19 protein-coding genes are annotated in these 20,510 nt (G+C 39.6%); 4 read left to right on the top strand and 15 right to left on the bottom strand.

Annotation, left to right across the window (positions count from 1 at the left end; genetic code table 11):
• Positions 1 to 102: 102 nt before the first annotated feature.
• The 11 genes from AC1Z3K_RS17375 to AC1Z3K_RS17425 all read right to left on the bottom strand — a co-directional run bounded on the left by AC1Z3K_RS17375 (position 103) and on the right by AC1Z3K_RS17425 (position 10,874).
• A complete protein-coding gene (locus tag AC1Z3K_RS17375; protein WP_461733441.1) occupies positions 103 to 1,722 on the bottom strand; it encodes a M56 family metallopeptidase in 1,620 nt (539 codons plus the stop codon).
• On the bottom strand, positions 1,719 to 2,087 hold the full coding sequence (locus AC1Z3K_RS17380) for a BlaI/MecI/CopY family transcriptional regulator (protein ID WP_426081848.1): 369 nt from the start codon (positions 2,085 to 2,087) through the stop codon (positions 1,719 to 1,721). Before AC1Z3K_RS17380 ends, AC1Z3K_RS17375 begins: the two co-directional genes overlap by 4 nt.
• A gap of 266 nt (positions 2,088 to 2,353) precedes the next feature.
• Positions 2,354 to 2,539 carry a hypothetical protein gene (locus AC1Z3K_RS17385; RefSeq protein ID WP_426081849.1) on the bottom strand — a complete coding sequence of 62 codons (186 nt, stop codon included), beginning with the start codon at positions 2,537 to 2,539 and terminating at the stop codon, positions 2,354 to 2,356.
• 157 nt (positions 2,540 to 2,696) lie between these two features.
• The gene (locus tag AC1Z3K_RS17390; protein WP_461733442.1) at positions 2,697 to 3,218 is read right to left on the bottom strand and encodes a GNAT family N-acetyltransferase; all 522 of its coding nucleotides are present in this window, start codon (positions 3,216 to 3,218) and stop codon (positions 2,697 to 2,699) included.
• 193 nt (positions 3,219 to 3,411) lie between these two features.
• Entirely contained in the window at positions 3,412 to 4,932 is a 1,521-nt protein-coding gene (locus AC1Z3K_RS17395) for a PASTA domain-containing protein (RefSeq protein ID WP_461733443.1), read from the bottom strand.
• Positions 4,925 to 5,599, bottom strand: coding sequence for an ABC transporter ATP-binding protein (locus AC1Z3K_RS17400; protein ID WP_461733444.1), 675 nt, complete (start codon positions 5,597 to 5,599; stop codon positions 4,925 to 4,927). Before AC1Z3K_RS17400 ends, AC1Z3K_RS17395 begins: the two co-directional genes overlap by 8 nt.
• A 12-nt stretch (positions 5,600 to 5,611) precedes the next feature.
• A complete protein-coding gene (locus AC1Z3K_RS17405) occupies positions 5,612 to 7,099 on the bottom strand; it encodes an ABC transporter permease (protein ID WP_461733445.1) in 1,488 nt (495 codons plus the stop codon).
• 14 nt (positions 7,100 to 7,113) lie between these two features.
• A complete protein-coding gene (locus tag AC1Z3K_RS17410) occupies positions 7,114 to 7,770 on the bottom strand; it encodes an ATP-binding cassette domain-containing protein (protein ID WP_426081854.1) in 657 nt (218 codons plus the stop codon).
• Complete coding sequence (locus tag AC1Z3K_RS17415; RefSeq protein WP_426081855.1) at positions 7,770 to 9,035, bottom strand: ABC transporter permease family protein; 1,266 nt, start codon at positions 9,033 to 9,035, stop codon at positions 7,770 to 7,772. Before AC1Z3K_RS17415 ends, AC1Z3K_RS17410 begins: the two co-directional genes overlap by 1 nt.
• Positions 9,036 to 9,120: 85 nt before the next feature.
• Positions 9,121 to 10,215 carry a sensor histidine kinase gene (locus tag AC1Z3K_RS17420; protein ID WP_426081856.1) on the bottom strand — a complete coding sequence of 365 codons (1,095 nt, stop codon included), beginning with the start codon at positions 10,213 to 10,215 and terminating at the stop codon, positions 9,121 to 9,123.
• Complete coding sequence (locus AC1Z3K_RS17425; protein ID WP_426081857.1) at positions 10,206 to 10,874, bottom strand: response regulator transcription factor; 669 nt, start codon at positions 10,872 to 10,874, stop codon at positions 10,206 to 10,208. Before AC1Z3K_RS17425 ends, AC1Z3K_RS17420 begins: the two co-directional genes overlap by 10 nt.
• A 412-nt stretch (positions 10,875 to 11,286) precedes the next feature.
• Here AC1Z3K_RS17425 and AC1Z3K_RS17430 point away from each other — a divergent pair, with 412 nt between their 5' ends.
• Positions 11,287 to 13,215: a heavy metal translocating P-type ATPase gene (locus tag AC1Z3K_RS17430; RefSeq protein ID WP_461733446.1), complete on the top strand. Its 1,929-nt coding sequence runs from the start codon at positions 11,287 to 11,289 to the stop codon at positions 13,213 to 13,215.
• 261 nt (positions 13,216 to 13,476) lie between these two features.
• On the opposite strand, the gene AC1Z3K_RS17435 is transcribed toward AC1Z3K_RS17430, so the two are convergent.
• From AC1Z3K_RS17435 to AC1Z3K_RS17445, 3 genes are all read right to left on the bottom strand, one after another.
• On the bottom strand, positions 13,477 to 14,061 hold the full coding sequence (locus AC1Z3K_RS17435) for a hypothetical protein (RefSeq protein ID WP_461733447.1): 585 nt from the start codon (positions 14,059 to 14,061) through the stop codon (positions 13,477 to 13,479).
• 91 nt (positions 14,062 to 14,152) lie between these two features.
• A complete protein-coding gene (locus AC1Z3K_RS17440; protein WP_461733448.1) occupies positions 14,153 to 15,631 on the bottom strand; it encodes a sensor histidine kinase in 1,479 nt (492 codons plus the stop codon).
• Positions 15,628 to 16,311: a response regulator transcription factor gene (locus AC1Z3K_RS17445; RefSeq protein ID WP_426081861.1), complete on the bottom strand. Its 684-nt coding sequence runs from the start codon at positions 16,309 to 16,311 to the stop codon at positions 15,628 to 15,630. The genes AC1Z3K_RS17440 and AC1Z3K_RS17445 overlap by 4 nt, the downstream gene beginning before the upstream one ends.
• Before the next feature lie 191 nt (positions 16,312 to 16,502).
• Here AC1Z3K_RS17445 and AC1Z3K_RS17450 point away from each other — a divergent pair, with 191 nt between their 5' ends.
• The 3 genes from AC1Z3K_RS17450 to AC1Z3K_RS17460 all read left to right on the top strand — a co-directional run bounded on the left by AC1Z3K_RS17450 (position 16,503) and on the right by AC1Z3K_RS17460 (position 19,139).
• Positions 16,503 to 17,126 (top strand): TetR/AcrR family transcriptional regulator, encoded by a 624-nt coding sequence (locus AC1Z3K_RS17450; RefSeq protein WP_461733449.1) that lies wholly within the window; start codon positions 16,503 to 16,505, stop codon positions 17,124 to 17,126.
• 23 nt (positions 17,127 to 17,149) lie between these two features.
• Positions 17,150 to 17,542: a DUF4809 family protein gene (locus tag AC1Z3K_RS17455; protein ID WP_426081863.1), complete on the top strand. Its 393-nt coding sequence runs from the start codon at positions 17,150 to 17,152 to the stop codon at positions 17,540 to 17,542.
• A gap of 685 nt (positions 17,543 to 18,227) precedes the next feature.
• Positions 18,228 to 19,139 (top strand): AraC family transcriptional regulator, encoded by a 912-nt coding sequence (locus tag AC1Z3K_RS17460; protein ID WP_426081864.1) that lies wholly within the window; start codon positions 18,228 to 18,230, stop codon positions 19,137 to 19,139.
• Positions 19,140 to 19,893: 754 nt separating this feature from the next.
• Here AC1Z3K_RS17460 and AC1Z3K_RS17465 read toward each other — a convergent pair.
• A partial coding sequence (locus tag AC1Z3K_RS17465; RefSeq protein ID WP_461733450.1) for a SpaA isopeptide-forming pilin-related protein occupies positions 19,894 to 20,510 on the bottom strand: 617 nt, incomplete at its 5' end.

Raw genomic sequence — 20,510 nt, forward strand, 5'->3', positions numbered from 1 at the left:
AGATTGAGAGGGGTCACTGAAATTGAGTGCCCCCTCTCATTTTTTACTTAGCAAGACTGCTAAACTCCTTTTTCTAATCTATATATTCGTCTTTTTTCCCTTTTATTGTCCATATCTGGTGCGTTCGATTTCATAGATGAATTCCAGATTGTCGTTAACAGCTGCTTTTAACTCAATACCGTGTCCTTGACCATAGGTGTAATCCTCGTTTGTAATCATTACGATACTATCTAAATTCAAATCATAAACAAAGCTTGTTTTCAGAGTTGTTCCATCAGAGTAGATAACCCGGTGCTGCTCCAATTTATTGGTATAATCAGGATGCTCAACCAGCAGCCATTCTTCCGACTCTAGATAAGCTGCCCCGCCCTTCATTTGCTCAAAAAGGGTTATTTCTTCCAAACTAAGCTCAGCCTTTCTTCTGTTGACATAGTAAGGCCCCGGTTCAAAGAGCAGGCCATAGCTGTCAGCCTCAGCTTGAACCTCATCGTGACTGCTATTATGATTTTCTACCATAGTTGTTGTCGGTGCTTCATAGTATAACCCCGGCGGCAGACCTTCTTCTTCAGATGCTTTATCCTGCATCTCCTGATATTTTTCCAGATAGCTAAAGTTATAATCTCCTATTTTTTCAACTGAATTATTAGGTTGTCCTTCTTGTCTCTGTTCCTCTTTACTTGGTTCCGTCGCATTATTTCCCGCTGAGCTAACAGTACTACTTTGTGTCGTGTCATTTTTTTGATTAGCTAAGGAACTTGCAGATGCATACTTGGTAATAAGCATCACACCTGTTCCCCCAACAACAATAATTGAAGCGATATTCAGCAATATACTTCTTTTATTTTTCTTCAATAGGATTTCGATCCTTTCTTTTATAGGATTTTTGGAAAAATGAGGGTGAACCCGCATCATTTTTGCTTCTGAACGATTCCACTTAATGAGTGTATGCGCATACTTCTTTTTAAAATTGTTTCCTAATTTAGCTAGTGTAACTTTGTCACACACGATTTCTAAATCACAGCTATAAAAATAATACATCAGCCAAACCAGCGGATTGAACCAATGCAGCCACAAAACAAACAGCAGACAAATCTTCCTTAAGTTATCCCAGCGCTGAATGTGCACCATTTCATGTGTTAGAACAAGCAGTATGCTCTCTTCATCTGAATACTCAAAGTCAGAAGGAAGCAATATTTTGGGTGAAAGTATTCCTGATGTCATAGGAGAATAAATTCGATCCGATTGCTGAATTTTTAGCGAACGAAACAGTTGCTTCTTATATTTTTTTTCTAAATTACCAATCCTAAGTCCTCCTATAGGAAGAGCTTGCTTAGCAATCTTTTGGCTTCTATAGTAGCCAATGAGAATCAGTAACCCCAAAATTATCAGACCGAGTAAATATAGGCCAAGCAATAGATGATTCGATGTGATTGCGGTCTTTAATACTGGTTGAGAAACCGCTGCCTGTGTGTGCGTTTTAACTAGCTGAATCGGCTGATTAATTACCTGTCGGATAAGTACAGTCTCCTTGATTGGATTAGCAACGGACTGGGGAATGCTTACTGTTATAGGAAAAATCAACACAAGGCAGGCTCCTTCCCACAGCATCAAAATGATTTCTCTCGTCATTCGATTGGCAAGAAATTTTCTGAAGAGCAGGATTAAAAGAATCAGGACTGAGCCGTTAATCGTCATAGATAATATTTTATCCAAAATAATCATTGGTCTTCCTCATCTTTATACTCATTAATCAATTTTTCTAAAAAGTGAACATTCTCCTCAGATAATTTTTTTCCTGACACAAATGCTGCAAAGAAATTATCAATAGATCCATCAAACACATCTTTAATCAGCTCATCTGCTTTTTCCCGTTGAACCTCTTCCTTAGAAATTAACGGAACACAGATATAATGCGGGTCTTTTTTCATTACAATTCCTTTTGAAATGCATTTCTTTATTACTGTATAGGTTGTTGTTTTTTTCCAGCCGACCTTTTCTTCTAAAATCATGGCTATTTCTTTTGCAGTTAGCTCTCCCTCTTGCCAAAGAAGCTTTAGTATCTGCATTTCAGATTCAAATAGCTGCAAGATAACCCCTCCTTTTTATTCTATTGCAATAGAATAATTTTATTCTACTACGATAGAACAAAGTTGTCTACTGAATTTTTCAGCTAATTGCTATAACTCTAAAAATATGCTTCTATGTATCTCTCAAAGACACTCTTCTTCCCTTACTTAACTTTCTCTTAGCAAAACATCTGTCTAAATAGCAAACAAAAAAAGACAAATCCGGCTGTATCAGCGAATTTGTCTTTTTTTCCTGTTTAGTTGCTTCATTTCTTAGTTGTTTTTTATTATCTCCGAGTAGAAACTTTTCCACCTGACAACCAACGGAAAATAACGTAGATGATTGCACATGGGATAAGTAACTTAATTGCAAAGCCGATTAGATTTCCTAAAACACCTAGTAACGAGATACCAATAATAATTACCAGTGCGATAACAAAAATATTTTTAATTGTACTATTGTTTTTATTCATTTTCCTGTCCTCCGTCTATTTGAATTAATCTTACCAGTTTTTCTAATGCCTGACGTCCATCGGAGGTCTGATTATTCTTGGACTTTAGACTGATATCGCATGCTGATGTATTCTCTTTATTTATTGGAATCACATCTTCATTCACTGCAAATAAATATTAATTTAACACCTGCTGATAAGCATAACGTTCACCGTCAGGAACATCCAGTAAAATATTTCCCCGCCATTCAAAGCCCGCCTGCTGAATGACCTTCTGCATAATTTTATTTTGGGGATGGGTATCAATACGGATATCCGTAAACCCTTGAAGTCTGGCGGCTGTGATTAGAAAACGGATAAGACTGACAGCAAAACCTTTTCCCTGATGCTGGTCACTGACTGCTATTCGATGAATTGACACATAGCGGGATGCTGTAGTATCCCAGCTTCCTTCCTGAATTTGTTCATACGCCGGATCTTCAGCAGTTAAAAGTGCGCCGGTACCAACAATCTCGTCCTCCAACATCAGTACATAACTGACTGTGTCTGACATATCTTTTTTTACTATTTCGCTATTTGGTCCAGTTCCATCCTGCCATTGAGGAATTCCTTGTAACGCTAGGCCCCTTCGTGCGCCTTCAATAATCGCCATGATTTCATCTAAATCAGCGGCTGCTGCCTGTCTCATATATAATTTCATTGCCCATCTCAGCTCCTCTTGTTTATACAGTTTTATTTTACTATACATCCAATCAAAAGAAGTCCGTTTTGCTATTTTTTAGCTCCTAAAATCAATCTAAACTTTAAGGGAGACTTTTCTCTTTAAGTAAAAAAACAAGTATAAGAGAACGCTAACCTGCGTTTTCCTATACTTGCTTTTTGCAGACCAGCGATTAAACAGCTTCCGATGGTTCATCGTTGTCGCTTTCCCCTTGTCCCTGCTGGTTATTATTGTTGCCGTATTGCTGAGCTCCGCTAAGATTCCCTAGACTTACATCTAGATAAACGGTAAAGTTCAGCGGCAGGTATTGATTGCGGGCACTCATATCCACCACAGTTCCTTTGGCTTCCGCTGAATCCACATAACGGATTTGGTAATTAATGTTTGCTCCTTTTGACTGAAATTCATCATAAAAAAGTTTTTGTAGATCACCTTCCACAGTACCCCGTAAATCTTTGAGATAAGGCTGTCCGGCAGAGTAAACTACTTTGACAGCAGCTTCATCCTTACTGGTCAGCTCTGTTCCGGCAGCAACACTTTGGGAAACAAGTTGCCCGTAAGACATGTTTTCTGTATAGAGTGTTTTTACTTGAATATTCAGCCCTTCTAACGCAGTGGCTGCATCTTCAAGAGTGTATTGAGCAAAGTCCGGTACAATCATCCCTTTGCCAAGAGAGACCGTTACAGTCATTTTATCTTTTTTAGCAATTTTTTCGTCTTTGGCGATATTCTGAGAAATGACTGTATCCAGTGGAACATCATTCGAGCTGACTTCTTCAAAGGTCAAGTCAATCTCATTATTTTTTGCCCAGTTCTCTACCTCCGATTTAGTCTTTTTCGTAAAGTCCGGAACTGTAATGCTCTTTGTATATGTCTCTTTCCCTTTAGAATAATAAAGCTTCAGCTTATCCTTACGACGGTAATTTTCCTTTGTCACTTCACCATTGGTAAATTCCATCCGTAAAGCTTTCCCTGCCGCTTCGGTTTCATGATACTCTTCAATAATCGAGATGTTATCTGTTAGCTGCTCTTTGATCCATTTCTCAGCTTCAGACTTAGACATTGCCATAAAATCCGGCAGCGCCAGCTGTTCCTCCGGGTCTGCTCCTAAGCTGGTTGTTAGTTTAAGCTTAGAGCCCTTTTTCATTTTGGCATTTGGTTTAGGATTTTGACCCAGCACCTGATTGGCTGCTGTTTTATTGTCATATTTTTGCTCCAACTCTATCTTCATACCATTCTCATTAGCCCAGCTTCTGGCTTCTGCAGCTTCCTTACCTGTAAAGTCAGGCAGCTTGATATGAGTCATTTGATAGTAGAAAAAAAATCCTAAACCACAAAGGATAATACTTCCCAGAATAATCATCCGCTTTTTCTTATTTTGTTTCTTTTTATAAGTGGGATCAAATTCAGTTTCTTCCTCTTTGCGCCGGCTCCCTACATTTGGTACTGGCGGTGGCGGCGATGATCGTTCACTTGGTTGAAGCTCCTTTGTTACCCGCTCCCGCAAGGTTGACTGATCAGACGACTGATTTTTTTGCTGACTTCCCGGCTGCTGCTTCCTGTTTGTCTCGGCCCCGTTTCTATTTGCTTCTGGTTTTCTTTCAGAAGCGGTTGACTGCGGTGCTTCTGCAGATCTTTTTTTCTTTTCCGGATCATAATTATCCTTATTGAAGCTTGACAGAAAATCACTCATGCAGCATCAACTCGCCTTGCTTTAAATATAAGGTTTGGTCTGAATGTTTGGCGATTTCATTGGAGTGAGTGACTACTATTACACATTTATTATGAACCTTAGCCAAATCTTTGAAAATATCGATAATTTCCCGTTCCATCCCCTCATCAAGATTTCCCGTAGGCTCATCGGCTAGAATAATATCTACATTAGTCGCTAATGCTCTAGCAATTGCTACACGCTGCTGTTCCCCACCGGAAAGCTGGTTAACCAAACGGTCAGCTTTGGATTTTGTAATGCCAATATAATCCAACAAATTATAGGCAACATCCTTTGGAGAATCCGGCAGCTGATTATCAGTCACTGACATCGCCACCATCACATTTTCCAGAGCAGTCAGATAAGGAACCAAATTGTAGCTTTGGAAAATAATACTGATATCGTCTCTGCGGTAATTTTCGTAGCCAATGTCCTTGATGTTTTTGCCCTTATAAAGAATTTCTCCTGATTTTGGTTCGTCCAATGCACTAATCAGTGATAAAAAAGTCGTTTTTCCTGAACCTGATTGTCCTAAAATTGTATAGAAACGCCCTTGTTCAAATGATGTTGAGGTTTCTTCTAAAATTTTTCTTCTGCGGTCGCCGTCCTGATAAAAATAAGTTACTGCTTTCGTTTCTAAAATTGCCATCGTCATTTCCTCCTACATCATGATTTTCTTGGGATTCAAGCGTAAAATATACATCAGCGGAAGAACTGCAGATGCTAATATGGTTGCTAGTCCTGCTACCAGGAAAGTCACGATATAGCTTAGAGAGAACTTCACTGCATAAGCTTCTGTAATATCTTCCAGACTGATTGACGGTGTGCTGCCCATTCCCGCAATGTAGGCCATGCCGCCATTCGCTGATGAGTTAGCCGTATCGCCCAGCATGTCGCTGCTCAATAATGAATTGGATACCATATCGCCAAGCAGATTTCCCGTGATCAATGAAATGCCCATGGCCAGTATACTGATTGCCAATAATTCGATGACTACTTGGGAAAGAACCCGGTTTCTTCTTTCGCCAAGCGAAAGATAAATACCAAATTCATGTCTCCGGTCTCTAAGGAATAAGACCACAATTAGAGAAATGATGACTAATGTAGCCACAATTGCAATAATAACAACATAGCTTGAAATTTCAGAAAGCTTTTTCATACTTCCGCCAACTTGCTCATATTCATCGGTAGAGGCACTTAGTTTAAAGAATTCAGGAATCAGCGGTTCTGTTTCCTCTTTAAACGCATCTACATCATCTGGATTTTTTAAGATGTAGGTTGGTGTAGCGGCATTCATTGTTTCTTCTGTGTAATCCTCCGTGTAATTGTCCGGAACCAAACGTTTTCCAGAAGCATATTCTAGTGAATTAATCGCTTTAACTGCATTGTTCGGCATATAAATAGTGTTGAACTGATCGGTTGCCATAATTTCACTGTTAATATCCTTTTTCGAGCCGTCATCATTAGCTTTTTTCTCAACCGTTTCAGGCTTAAACAGACCGATAATCTCTACAGGATGATCGTCGCCTTTCATCGCTTCCGACATTCCGCCGTCATCTGTATAGGAATAGTGGTTACCGTCCAACACCATTTGATCGCCCACGCCTACACCATTTTTCTCAGCCAGCTCTTCAGAAATAATAGCAACCGGTTTGTCCCCTTCAATCTCTTCTTTTGTAAAAGTCCGTCCTTCTGTTAGCTTCAGCTTTTTACTGGAGAAATCCGGTGGCGTCTCTAAGTTTGTCCCTTTTAAAAGCACGGCTTTCGGAGCGTTGATTGAAAAAGAGCCGCCCTCCATCTCTAACTCATAGGTCTTTAGATTTTTCACCTGAATATAACCGCCTGTACTATAGTCATATTCCTTAACATATGGAGAGCTGCCGATTTTTTTTATCTCTTCTTCAGACAGTCCTGTTGGGGCCTGAAAAGAATTACCGGGGTTCTCAGCCATAATTTTTTCGTAATCCAAATCGACAGTTGCGGTTGCCCCTAATTCGCTCTTAATTTTCTTTTCCACATTCTGAGTAGACTGCTGAATCGCAATCGCTCCTGCAATTACATTTCCTAATATGAAAATAACTGCAAATAAAATAATTGATTTTCCTTTTCTTCTGGTGACACTTCGAATGGCACGCTGGAAATAATTCATACGGATTCTCCTTTTTATCTTGACTTGATAAAAGAAAGTCTCCCACGATTTAATCCCCAAACCTCATCTGCATATTTTCCTAAAAACTGTTCCTCTGTCAAAATAACGATACACACATCTTCTTCATCCGCCTGTGTTCTTAAATAGTCCATTAGGCATTCTTGTCTAGGAAAGCCTACTCCTGAAAATAAATGATCCAATACTAAAAGCTTGGGTCTGCAAGCCATTGCTTTTGCAAGGCAATACTTTTTCTGAATAAACAGACTACTTTTTACGAGAGGAATTCCCGCTGACTTTTTGTCAATTCCAAAAGCGGCAAGATAGCTTAGGCACTCTTTTTTTCTTTTTGGCTGCTTGATTATCTGCTGATAGTAGTAAATATTTTCCAGCGGTGAAAATTCAGGAATAAAGTTATCCTGTTGAAACACCGTACCAATCTGATCTACAGCTAGTTCGCCATCGTTCAACAACAGAGAATGATAGCGAAGTTCGCCAGAGGTTGGCTTTTCTAAACCAGCCAATACAGCAGCAAATCCACTTTTTTCTATACCTGAGTCGCTTAAGATTAAATAGACACTGCCGCTTTCCAGCTGAATTGTGATCCTTTCAAATAACGCTTCTGCTTTCTCTGCTAATTGATAGCTCACTTCGGTCATTTTTACAATTTCCATCACTTCAGCTCCCCTTTCAACAGTCGATTCCGCAGTTGAAAACGGCCGATTGTATATAGTCCATAGCCACAGGAAAGCATCAAAGCTGCTAAAAAGAACCAGATTTTTTCTGCTGCAATGGAAACTAGGATCACAGCTTCACTGATTGGTTCATCAACATCTGTGTAAACAACCATCTCTGTACTTAGTGAGAAGCTGCTGCTTCCAGATGCAGCTTTTCCAGCAGCGCTGGTTAACAACAGGTCGCCTATAACAGGTGCTAAAAATAGAGAAAGGACTGTACTGATTAATGCAGCTGCAAGTACCAGTAAAAAATTTTCAACTACGCAAGCAATCAATTGCTTTGCTTTTTTCACTCTCAAGGTAGTCAAGTAGCCAACGGCTGACTGCCGTTTATTTTTCTCCAGCAGTGTCAGCCAATAAAGGCTGATTCCGCCAAATATCGATAAGGTCAATAGATAGCTCTTTGCTTGCTGCAGTCCCTGTTTCAGCCAAACTACTTCGTTGTTGTAGGCTTCTGCGTTGCTTTCTACCAAATATTGATCAGACAAACCTTTTTTCTTCAGTTCAGCTGTAAAATCGGAGAGCTGATTCTTATCCTTCAATAGGTAGACCGCACTCCACTGAACCTCTTTTGAGAGCTGCTGGCTAATTTGAGTCAAAGCCTCTGTTGTTGTGTAGATTTCCTCAATTGCGTAGAGGTTTTCTAATTGTTCATAAATCCCCTTAACAGTCAGTAAAATCTCATGGCCATTGGATTGAAAAACAGCCGTATCGCCTATAGACAGCTTGTTCATCTTACTATAATTGCTGCTGATTAAACACTCATTGTTGCTTAATAAATATGTACCTGCTGTCAGCTTGTTTTTCAATTCCTGTTCCAGCTGTTTTGATTCAAAGCCTAAAAGATTTACTGAATTATACTCGGAAACTACTGTTTCTGCTGGAGTTGTTTCGTTCTCTATGTCTTGTGTAGGTCCAAAGAAAATATTGCCTTCAACCGCAACAGAGGATAAGTAATTCGATTCACCAAACCTTTTCAGCTCTTTAATTGTCAGCTGATTAGCTGCTTCTTTTGTTTTTGGAATGATTAATACCTGTTTGCTATAAGAGCTTCTGCTAACTTCAATTTCTCTATCGAAGCTTTTAAGACTGTCGATAAGACTAAATGCTGCTGTTAAAAGAAAAACCAAAAATAAAAATTTGCCAAGTGTGTGTATTTTATTTAGTTTTAGGTTGAAGTATGCATGTTTAAGACTTTGCATAATCGAGGGGTACTCCTTTCTGACTCTTACTTTATCAAATTGATTGTTAACTGAATGTTAACTGTAGAAAAATAGTTCCGGTGAATCACAAGGACTCACCGGTAACGGATGGAAAACTCAAATAGAATGTTGACCCCTGATCTCTTAGGCTCTCAACATAGACTGAACCTCTGCACAAGCTGCAAACATGTTTTACAACAGACAAGCCGATACCGTAACCATCCTGCTTCAGACCGTTCACTCTATACTTATGCTCAAAAATCTGCTGCCTTTTTTCTTCATCTAAGCCATAACCATGATCTTCGATAGCAACAACTATACTATTTTTTTCAGCAGAAACTGAAACATTAACGGCTTGGTTGCAGCCATATTTCACCGCATTATCCAGCAGGTTGGACAGCGCTCGATACAACCAGCGTTCTTTACCGAGAATCTCAAGGGGCTGATCCTCTGCAAATGTAAAATGTAAATCTGGATAAAATTTACGATAGGTGTCGCAAACCTCCGCACAAATCAACGAAACATCCACGATTCCGACTGCTTCATCTTCACTTCCGGCCAAGGTCAGAATATCATCCACCCCATCCGTCAGTCGTGAAAGAAGACGCAAATCATCTTCTGTATCCTCCTGTTGTTCCAGATTTGTTTTTAATACTGCAATTGTATTTTTTTGATCATGGGTCATGTAGCTGCTCAATCGTTTGTAGTCCTCCAGACTAGCTGCATAGTTTTCCCGCAGCGTATCTAGAGCTTTTTGGATGCCATTGTCCAAGTTTTTCAATTGAGAATCTCCATCAATCATCCTCAGCTCTTCAATAATCGAAATGGTCTGTTTGGTTTGAATTCGCTTCAAAATCATCCATAAAATCATTGTGGACAGAATCAATATACCGCAGATAACCCCAACAATTATCGGCAGATTCTGAGAAAAAGACTGAATATAAAAATCATTTAACTCAGCAGTACTGATAATAGATGCCGCATTGACATCAATTACTTCATTTTCTAGTGCACTCACCTGTTCCTGATTACTCATCACATACACGCTGCTCCCTAAAGCCGTTCCTGTGTCTACTGAATTTAAGGATTCCCGCCACATATAAAAGCCGCCGACAATCGCCCCTGTGATAACTAGTGAAAATATACCAATGACTATTCCTATTTTCATGTTCATTCGCATAATTGATACCCCTTCGCTCGAATTGTTTTCAATAATTCCTTCCCGGCAGATGCTGCCAGTTGTTTCTTTAGCCTGGCCATATGAACCCGTAGAACAGAGGAAAAGGGATCGAAACTCTCATCATAGATATGCTCGGCAATTTCCTCCATCGAAACAACTGCTGGTGATTTCTGTGCAATATATAATAGAATATCAAACTCCTTTGGCTTCAGTACGACTGTATTGCCCTTAAAGGAAACCTCCCGTTTTACTGTATTGACCAAGAGACCGCCAATTGAAATATTTGGTGACGTTCGGCCGTGAAAACGCCGAACAACTGCCCGGATACGCGCCATCAGCTCTACGAGTTCAAACGGCTTTACTAAATAATCATCTGCTCCGTTATCCAGTCCCTTTGCCCGTTCTTCAATCTCATGACGGGCAGTGACGATAATAACAGGCGTCTCAACGCCAGCTTCACGTAGAAAAGACAGAACAGACAGTCCATCTTTTCCAGGTAAATTCAAGTCCAGTAAAATGGCATCATATTCTGTAATATAAGCTTTCTCTTCTCCTTCTTCACCTGTAAATGCTAAATCTACTGAAATATTTTCCTTCACCAGACTTTTTTTTACTGATAGTGCCAGTTCTCGATTATCCTCAACAATTAGAACCCTCATTATAGATTCCTCCCCTAGTTTACTCACATTCATTTAACCAAAAATTAAAAGAGTTTTGTGCCTTTTTACACAAAATCTCTTGATTATTCACAAAAAAATTACAATTACATACCATAGCCAACAATCTATAAAATAGTTATTAAAGTATTTCATTTTTTGACAGTAAGGTCAATGCCCCCTTCTGTTCAAACCTCGAATCAGAAGGCTTACTCTTTTACTTAATCTAAATAAGAGAATCAGGAATACAGCGGTTTCAACAGTCTAAAATATTAATAAACCTGCTATTTTTATTTTTCTTTAGTTTTCAGCTTGACACATGAACATGCATTCATATATAATAAACATGAAGATATGAACGGTTATTCATGCAAGTGTAATCATTACTATTTATTAACTGAGAGGATGAGGAATCATGGAACACACACATACAAAAGAACATACACATGAACAAGGCGGCTGCGATCACGAACATAATCATGACAATATGCCTGTTGTATTATTTTTTGCAGGATTAGCTGCCTACCTGGCTGCCTTCTTCGTTCCTGAAGAAAACCTGCTGCGGACTCTTTTATATATTTTCTCTATGTTGTCAGCTGGTCAGCATGTCATCATCGAAGGCTTTGGCGATACTGTGAAAGACAGCTTGAAGCAGAAGAAGTTTCTGCCTAATGTGCATATCCTTATGACACTTGCTGCGCTAGGGGCATCAATCATTGGAGACTTTGATGAAGGAGCTCTATTAATTTTGATTTTTGCCGGCGCTCATTTCCTTGAAGATTATGCCGAAGGAAAAAGCAAACGGGAAATTACTAACCTTTTGAAGATGAATCCTACTGAAGCACGCCTGATTCAAAAGGATGGGACAACCATTTCCGTTGCTGTGGATACATTAAAAATCGGTGACACGCTTCAGGTCTTGAACGGCGATCAGATTCCAACTGATGGCGTAATTGTTTCAGGAACTTCAGTTGTTGACGAGTCATCCATCAACGGAGAGAGTATACCAAAAGAAAAATCGGCTGGAGACTTTGTATTCGGCAGCACGATAAACGGCAACGGCTCTTTTACAATGGAAGTTACTAAAGATAGTCAAGACACTGTTTTTGCAAAAATTATTCAATTGGTGAAGCAATCTCAAAATAATATGTCTAAAACAGCTACTAAAATCAAGCTATTGGAGCCTAAATATGTCACTGCTGTTTTGATTATTGTTCCTTTATTCATTCTGTTAGCACCTCTTCTTTTAGGCTGGAGCTGGGAATTAAGCTTTTATCGCGGCATGGTGCTTCTCATTTCAGCTTCTCCCTGTGCACTAGCTGCTAGTGCTGTACCAGCAACACTTTCTGGTATTTCCAATTTAGCAAAGCGCGGGGTACTTTTTAAAGGCGGTTCCTACTTGGCTAATTTAGCAGATATCAAAGCTGTGGCTTTTGATAAAACCGGTACGTTAACTGAAGGAAAACCAGTGGTTACAGATTATTATTTCCATACGGAAAATGCTCAGGTAGAAAAGGACTGGATCCAATTACTCTCTTCTATGGAAAAAACAGCGAACCATCCCTTGGCCGCTGCGATATTGGCTAAATTCCCAGCTGGGAATGATTTATCATTGGAGGTCTCTAATGAAATCGGTAAAGGCTTAACTGCTGAGTATGCTGGTCAAACCTTTAGCGTTGGTAAACCTGAATTATTCGAAAATACTCCTGTGATTATCGAAAGAAAAAAAGAACAGTATGCGTTGGAAGGAAAAACCGTTGTCTACTTTGCTGAAAATGCAGAGGTCGTCGGACTGATTGCTATGATGGACGTGCCAAATCAGCAGGCTGAAGAAGTCATTAACTATCTGAAGACACAAAATATCCATACTACAATGATTACTGGTGATGCGGAAAAAACAGGACAAGCTGTAGGCAAACTTATCGGTATTGATGAAGTTGTCGGCAATGTACTTCCAGAAAACAAATCACAGATTATTAAAGAACAGCAACAGCAATATGGTATGACTGCCATGCTGGGAGACGGCGTCAATGATGCTCCCGCCCTAGTTGCCGCTGATATCGGCTTTGCGATGGGAGACGGCACTGATATTGCAATTGACGTGGCTGATGCAGTATTAATGAAAAATGATTTGAAAAAGTTCAGCTATGCGCACAAAGTAGCAAAGCGTCTAAATAGAATTGTCTGGCAAAATATCATCTTTTCAATGTTGATTGTTGCCATGCTGGTCATTTTGAATCTTCTAGGAAAGATGGATATCGCTATTGGTGTTATTGCCCATGAAGGCAGTACCTTGCTAGTCATCCTAAATGGTCTGCGCTTGTTGCTTCCAGTAAAAGAATAGAAAAAACGAAAGAGCCAAACAAAACGGATGATTCGTTTTGTTTGGCTCTTTTCATTCAAATAAACACTACAGAGAAAGTACTGCTTATTGGGTCTCACCTCAACTTAGCTTTTCAGTATAGTATGCTTATTTCCAAGAATATCAACTCTTCGTACTTTATTACCTAACCATTGCAGATAGCTAAACATCACGTAAAGGGCTGCGGTTTGGACAGCTACCGACTTAGAAGCTATTCAATACTTTCAGTATTTCATAACAGTTTTATCTTCGATGACCACCGGTTCTATGACCGCCGCCATGGTTCATTCCATGACCATAGCCTTGTCCCTGAGTAGCTGTTGCCCCTGCTTCAGTGTTGCTGTTTGACTGATCCGTCGTGTTCGGCTGGTTCTGTCCCCAGTTAATACAGGTTCCGTCACAACGGTTGTTATGGTGACCGGTTCCATCACACAAGCCTGCGCCTTGAACGCTATTAGCCCAGCCATTCGTTTGCGCTCCTCCGTCATTGACACATGAACCGTCACAAATGCCAGTTTGATGCAGGCCGCCATTACAAATTCCTACAGAATTTACGGTTGCTTCAACTGGAATAGTCGCTGTTTGCTCTTCGTCAACTGCACGGCTACGGGTAAGCGTAACACCTACCTGTTCTCTACAATAAGAAGCTTTTCCAGCCTGAGGTCCTTGCTTCGTTACTCTCCGGATTGTTCCACAGTGCCATTCAGAAATCCCTGCTTCAACGACATTGGAAACAGCTTCTGTTTTTGTGGGGATACCACCGACAACCCCAATTATCAGCATACCCAATATGCCTGAAATCAAGACTTTTCTCCAAAGCTTTTTCATTTTTTTCACCTCGTTTCTTTCTCTTTTATTAAGTATAAAAAGAAAGTATGGCAAAAATGTGACAAAGTCCCTTTTTCTGACAAATCCGCTGCTACTCTTTTATCGGCAGCCAAATAGTTACCGTCACCTTATTTCCCCCATGAGGGTTCAACTCAATTTGTCCATGATGCCTGCGGACAATTTGTTGACAAATGGCTAAACCTAAGCCAGTCCCCTCTTCCGGCTTTCTATTGCCTCTGTGAAAAGCTTGGAACAGCTCCTCTTTCTTTAAAGCAATATCTGAATTACTTGTTTGATTTTCAAACCTAAAACAAAGCATGTTTTCTTCAGCGCTAATTGATACTTCTATGCTAGAATCTTTTTTTCCGTATTTATGTGCATTGTCCAATAAATTCTTAAACAGCTGGACTAAGCGGACGTGATCTCCTTCAAGATAAACTGGCGTTTTCAATTGATTATCTACTACCAGCTGCTGATTTTTCTCTGCCATTTTTCTGCGGTAGCCTCGAATACTATCTTCAATAACTTCAAGAGGATCAACTGTTTCAAAGATCAAGGAGAATTCGACAGACTGCAAACGGCTCAACTCCAGCAAATCATTAACTAAATGCTCTAGATAGCCAGCTTCCTTCAACAGCTGGCTGTGATACATTTGTTGTTCCTCTGGAGAAGTTATCAGTTCGTCTGCCAATGCTTCTAAAGAGCTTTTCATCACAGTAACCGGTGTCCGCAATTCATGAGAGATTTGTGAAAGAAACTCTTTTTCACTTTGTTCTTTGTCCTTACGTTCCTGTTCGGCTTTCTCTAACCTTTGACTTAAAATAGACAGCTTATCTGCCAACTCATTTAATTCATCCCCAGTATTGATTGTCAGCGGCGCGGGATACTCCTCTGCAATTAGTTGCCCTGTGTAATGCTCCATTTCTTTTATGGGAGAAACGAAGCGTTTTGCGAGCTGAACGGATAACAGAATACTTGCTGCAAGAGCAATCAACAAGCTAAACAATAAAATTAAATAGCCATTTATTTGATTTTGATGAATATTGGCAACATCTGAGACAATAACCACTACACCAGCAAGCTGGTTATTTACAAGAATTGGGAACGCACTAGCTACAGATTTCAACTGGAAAAAACCGCCGCTTTTGACTACCTGCTGCTGCTTATCTTGAAGAACCTTTTCGGCCAACGCCCTACTTTCCGGCGACAACTCTTTCTCAGCAGCTGCACTATTATGATGACCACTACTGGTCAAGCTGTTAAGCTCTGCATCCAAAACCCAGACACTATCACCAGCAATCTGATTGATAAAATTAAGGTAGGCACCATATCCCATCATGGCACCATGCTGATTCCTTCGATTGCCTGTAGATTCGTTGCTCTGATTCTCAGAGAAATAGTCCGTCATTGTTTGCTGAATGATTTCGCCCCTGTGGGTGACCTCTTCTACATGAAGATCTTCTGTCTGCTTTGAAAAAATGACGCTGAATAAAATACCAATAATCACAGTCATCATAATCAGTAGAAAAGAAAACAAGAGCACTAGACGCTTGAAAATTTTCTTTTTCATTGCTCCACCTCTAATGCATAGCCTGCACCCCAAATTGTCTTTATCCGACAAGAGGATGTCCCCTCATTCAGCTTAACCCGCAATCGTTTGATATGACTGTCAACTGTTCGGGGATCACCGAAATAATCCAACCCCCAAACGCTGTCCAATAGATTTTCTCTTGAAAAGACCTTCTTGGGAAATTTAACAAATAACACAAGCAGCTCAAATTCCTTTTTCGTTAATCTCAACCTCTGTTGGCCTATGAAAACTGTCTTTGTATCCAAATCTATCGTAATATTGCCGTAGCAGATTTGTACTTCCTTACTCCCTTTTTCAAAATCAATTCTGCGCAGCAGTGCGTTAATCCGGGCGATGACTTCCTTTGGTGAAAACGGCTTAACAATATAATCATCTGCCCCAATTTCCAGACCTAAAATCCGATCAGCATCTTCTGTTTTTGCGGTAATCATAATAATCGGAGTAATAGATGTCTCCCTTATTTTTTTACAGATACTGTAGCCGTCAACATTAGGCAGCATAATATCCAAAAGGACCAGCTCAAACGTATCCGAATGAAATGCCGCTAGCGCCTCAGCGCCATCATATACATGAACACAGCCGTACCCGGCCTGTGTCAGATACTTTTCCAGTACATCAACAATTTGACGATTGTCCTCAATGATTAATACTTTCTGCATAAATTCTCCTTTAATTGCAAACTTCTCATGCTTTAATTTTTTTTCATCTTATCTAAGTATATAAGAAAGTTCAGCAACTATCAGCACTTTCCCACAAGAAATAGTTTTCATCTCAATTTTTGTACCTTGACTTTCTTATCAAAATAAGGTAACCTTCTACCGACAGACAGTCTATGAAGGAGGCACTCATTATGCGAGTTGTTAAGGATCCAGAAATACGAAAAAATGAAATTTTAGATGCTGCCGAAGAACTTTTTGAAACCCAGGGATTTGATGGAACCAGCACAAATCAGATATTAGAAAAAGTAGGAATTGCCCGCGGTACCCTTTATTATCACTTTAAATCAAAAGAAGATATTATGGATGGGCTGATTCAGCGTTACAACAACCGAATTATGGATAAAGCAAAAAAAGCTGCCGGCGATAAGAAACAGCCTGTTTTTCAGCGAATCCTTCAAGTTATTTTAGCATTAAACGTGAATCAGGATGGTGTCAGGGAACACCTTCACAAACCTCAAAATGCTCTGATGCATCAGAAAATCCAGAAAATGCTGATTAGCAGTGTCACACCAATTCTCGCTGAATTGGCTGAGGAAGGAATTAGCCAGAAGGTGATGGAGAATCCTTACCCATACGAAACGATGGAAATGGTTTTGGTCTACGCCAGCGCTGCCTTTGACGACGATGATACAGTAGCTATGACTGAGGAAGAACGGCTAGTTCGTGCCCATGCGATGGTCTTTAATATCGAACGCCTTTTTGCTGTAAAAGATGAACAGCTCAGTAAGCTTTTAATGCAGATTTTCACTAAATAAACAAGCATAAAGGATGGGATAAGATGAAAACAGCAGTAATTACCAGTAGTGTAGACTTGACAGAGGGCGGCTGTAACGCCTGCGGTATCGTAGAATGTGTTTCCTACACACTTACAATTGATGGCCGGGAAATTCCTTTAGATGAGCTTTCTGTCAGTTCCTTAGTTATGACCGTCGTTTTAAAAAACGGCTTTAAGCAGGAAATGAAAATGGATGTGCTGGATGACTACCTTTCGTTTACTAAAGAAGGTTTTGAAGTGAGTCTATTTGAGGAATACGATGAGTTAACTTATAAAGGACCAGAAAAAGAAATTCGCACACCTGATAGAATCGAAGATACTAAAAAGCTGACGGAAAGAGTCAACGAAATTCTCAAAACTATTTTCCAATTAGATGAGTTAAGCTTTGAGTATTAATCTCACTGACTGAATAAATGAAAAAAGAGCGCACATGTTTTTGTCGGTATACGGGAAAAGCCGGCGGTGACAACTAGGAAAAGGTTTAAAAAATTATTTTTGTTTTTATCCTTATTTCGAAAAGCACTGCTTCTATCCTCTATCGTCCATTCACCTATAAAAAAATAGATGTTCGGAATTTTAATCATGAGGATGGGACAGAAGTGTTTAGTCCCCAGAAATAAGGAAAAATTTACGGAATTGACAGGAAACACGAATGTGAGCCAGTCGATATTGACTGATTCTACCTGGTGTTCTTCAAATTTTGTGACTTTCGGCTTATTTCCGAAGGTCTTGCTCCTGCGGTTACTCGTCGCAGTTAAGTGCTTGGTGCGTGCTACTGCGGTTACTGTATGTGCTACTGCTCCCACCGCTTATCCTACTCACTATACAACTCTTATTAAAAATTTTATTCCTCACCTGTTCCACTGCTTCGAATTTCTAATTTTATTTTCCCGTTCAGCTGGTGCAAAAGCATATAGCTACATATTGATCCTTATTTCAATGCGATTTTTTGAAAGATTTGCTCACGCTTTTCAGTAAGATGACTGACAGACCAAATTCTTATGATTTTTTGAAAATGAGCAGAAGCCGTCAAACCAGCGGTGCCGCATCATGGTAAGCTTGTTTTAAGGAGGTGCTGATTATGCACGCATGGGAAGCCATACAAAAAACTGTTGACTACATTGAGAAGAATTTGACAACCTCACTGCCTATTGAAGAACTGTCTGAAATAGCTAATCTCTCGCCCTTTTACTATCAGCGGCTTTTTTCCAGACTTGTAAGAAAACCAGTAAAAGAATATATCAAATACCGGCGTTTAGCTGGTGCGGAAAAAATGCTCAAAAACAAACAACTGAGAATCATTGACGTTGCTTTAGAGCTAGGATTTAACAATCATGAAACCTTTACCAGAGCATTTAAAGAAGCTTATAATATGACTCCTGAAGCATACAGAGAGAATCCTGTAATGCTAAACCAGTTTGATAAACCGGATCTTGTCTTGAACTATGTGATGGTTGATGAAGGTGTCCCTCTAATCAGCGATGGTCTAATTTTAGAATTCAACAGAAAAACGCTTGAAAAACCTATTCATTTTCTAGGTTTTGAAGGATATGTACCCATCCAAGGACAAATGCCGAACGGCGAAGCTACAGGAGTGGATATTCCCGGAGAAGTTTGGGGAACCTTCCATAAAAATAAACAAGATATTCCTCGAATTACTAACGGACGGGAGATTGGTGTTGCTTACGCAGGAAATGCTCCTGAAGGACATTTTACTTATTATGCCGGCGCTGAGGTTGGAGAAGATGTCACAGACAGCCGCTTTCAGAGCTGGCAGCTGCCTGCCAGAGACTATATTGTCTGCGGCTTTGAAGCTGAAAACTTTGAGGAGCTTGTCACGGTTGCTATTAATAAAGCCGTTAAATATTGCGGATTTTGGCTGGAGAAACATCATTTGACCATGGAGACCTATTCTCCAGAGCTTTATTATGACAGCTCTCCAGAAGCCTCTTATATGGAATTTTGGCTGCCGGTTATTACACTGGACAAATAATCAACAGCTCTTGCTAAAAACTCCCAGTTCAACTTTATTCTCCAAAGAATGTTTCATTAAGCTTTCTTAATGTAGTGAACTATTTATTCTCACAGCCTATGAGTCAGGAAGCAAGAGATGGGAGAATACAACAAATAGAAGAAACCACCCTTCTAACAAATTATAGTTGGGGTGGTTTCTTTTTTTATCTATTATCGTATTGGTTCTAGCTCTATGTTAGATCGTTCAATAGGTTGTGACAGAAATGGTCAGCTTCAAGCACCAGGTAGGTACTTTTCAGCATCTGTTCTGCTTAAAAGAGCAATCACAGTGATTCTAAGCAATACGGCAGAAATTCTGAAAATGACAGAAAACACGAAGGTAAGCCATTCGGTGTTGACTGATTCCTACCTGGTGTTCCACAAATGTTTGAAAAATACCGGCTTATTGCCGAAGAAATTGCTTCTGCGATTACTCGTCGCAGTTAAGTGTCCGTATGTGTTACTGCCATACCCTTTATTTGATTTCAAGAATACTAAAAGTCTGGGAATTTACTTAGGTCACAGACCATTTCAGTATACTATAGTCTATTTTTAAAGACATACCTTTGAATTACTTTTATTAGCGGGTTAGAAGTAGAAAGAGCACAAGAATGATTATATCTAGCCTCTTTCTACTCATCAGTTCAACATGATAATGAATTGCTTACTTATACATTTCGATTGTTTAGTACTAAATCTTTTGATATTGGTCGGTTAATTATAGGGAAATTACACTACACTCTTTTTTTACCAAAATATATAAGGAAAGCCACTACCAAGAAACAAATTCCCCAAATGATAAAGCTGCTGTTTGATATAATCCCTGTCCTTGGAAGTGTGTTTCTCGTCTGCTGCTTGGTATTGTTTGTCCAATTAGTATTTGAATTTGTTGTGCCAATCGGTGTATTTTTCTTCGCTATTTCTTTCTTGTTTGATTGACTATTTTTTACTTCAAATTTGATTGGTGTTGCATCTAATTGATAGCCAGTTGGTGCTTTCGTCTCAATCAATTCATAGATTCCATCACTAAGACCTTGAATTAAAACTGTTCCAGTTTCATCTGTAACGATTCTCTCTTTGATAACCTCTCCACGTTCATCAACTAGTTTAAATTCAGCATTGGACAATGTCTTACCTGTCTTACTATCAACTTTTTTTAGTAGTATTTCTCCTGTTTCTGCTTTTGTTTTAGGCTGATAGCTATTCTTAAAGACTGGTACTTCTCCTGCTGGTACATTTTTGTATGTGACTTTCGCTTCCAGCTGTCCGCCTTTATCCGCTACTGTTACAGTCGCTTCATAGATTGCTTGGTCATAGCTCATTCCGGTTTCCTTCGTATCCGGAATCACTT

This window comes from Enterococcus sp. LJL128 (assembly GCF_056924295.1).

Excerpts from the sequence above, each read along its gene's own strand:
- AC1Z3K_RS17375 (WP_461733441.1), bottom strand. The coding sequence starts at position 1,722 with ATGATTATTTTGGATAAAATATTATCTATGACGATTAACGGCTCAGTC.
- AC1Z3K_RS17385 (WP_426081849.1), bottom strand. The coding sequence starts at position 2,539 with ATGAATAAAAACAATAGTACAATTAAAAATATTTTTGTTATCGCACTG.
- AC1Z3K_RS17390 (WP_461733442.1), bottom strand. The coding sequence starts at position 3,218 with ATGAAATTATATATGAGACAGGCAGCAGCCGCTGATTTAGATGAAATC.
- AC1Z3K_RS17395 (WP_461733443.1), bottom strand. The coding sequence starts at position 4,932 with ATGAGTGATTTTCTGTCAAGCTTCAATAAGGATAATTATGATCCGGAA.
- AC1Z3K_RS17400 (WP_461733444.1), bottom strand. The coding sequence starts at position 5,599 with ATGGCAATTTTAGAAACGAAAGCAGTAACTTATTTTTATCAGGACGGC.
- AC1Z3K_RS17405 (WP_461733445.1), bottom strand. The coding sequence starts at position 7,099 with ATGAATTATTTCCAGCGTGCCATTCGAAGTGTCACCAGAAGAAAAGGA.
- AC1Z3K_RS17410 (WP_426081854.1), bottom strand. The coding sequence starts at position 7,770 with ATGGAAATTGTAAAAATGACCGAAGTGAGCTATCAATTAGCAGAGAAA.
- AC1Z3K_RS17415 (WP_426081855.1), bottom strand. The coding sequence starts at position 9,035 with ATGCAAAGTCTTAAACATGCATACTTCAACCTAAAACTAAATAAAATA.
- AC1Z3K_RS17420 (WP_426081856.1), bottom strand. The coding sequence starts at position 10,215 with ATGCGAATGAACATGAAAATAGGAATAGTCATTGGTATATTTTCACTA.
- AC1Z3K_RS17425 (WP_426081857.1), bottom strand. The coding sequence starts at position 10,874 with ATGAGGGTTCTAATTGTTGAGGATAATCGAGAACTGGCACTATCAGTA.
- AC1Z3K_RS17430 (WP_461733446.1), top strand. The coding sequence starts at position 11,287 with ATGGAACACACACATACAAAAGAACATACACATGAACAAGGCGGCTGC.
- AC1Z3K_RS17435 (WP_461733447.1), bottom strand. The coding sequence starts at position 14,061 with ATGAAAAAGCTTTGGAGAAAAGTCTTGATTTCAGGCATATTGGGTATG.
- AC1Z3K_RS17440 (WP_461733448.1), bottom strand. The coding sequence starts at position 15,631 with ATGAAAAAGAAAATTTTCAAGCGTCTAGTGCTCTTGTTTTCTTTTCTA.
- AC1Z3K_RS17445 (WP_426081861.1), bottom strand. The coding sequence starts at position 16,311 with ATGCAGAAAGTATTAATCATTGAGGACAATCGTCAAATTGTTGATGTA.
- AC1Z3K_RS17450 (WP_461733449.1), top strand. The coding sequence starts at position 16,503 with ATGCGAGTTGTTAAGGATCCAGAAATACGAAAAAATGAAATTTTAGAT.
- AC1Z3K_RS17455 (WP_426081863.1), top strand. The coding sequence starts at position 17,150 with ATGAAAACAGCAGTAATTACCAGTAGTGTAGACTTGACAGAGGGCGGC.
- AC1Z3K_RS17460 (WP_426081864.1), top strand. The coding sequence starts at position 18,228 with ATGCACGCATGGGAAGCCATACAAAAAACTGTTGACTACATTGAGAAG.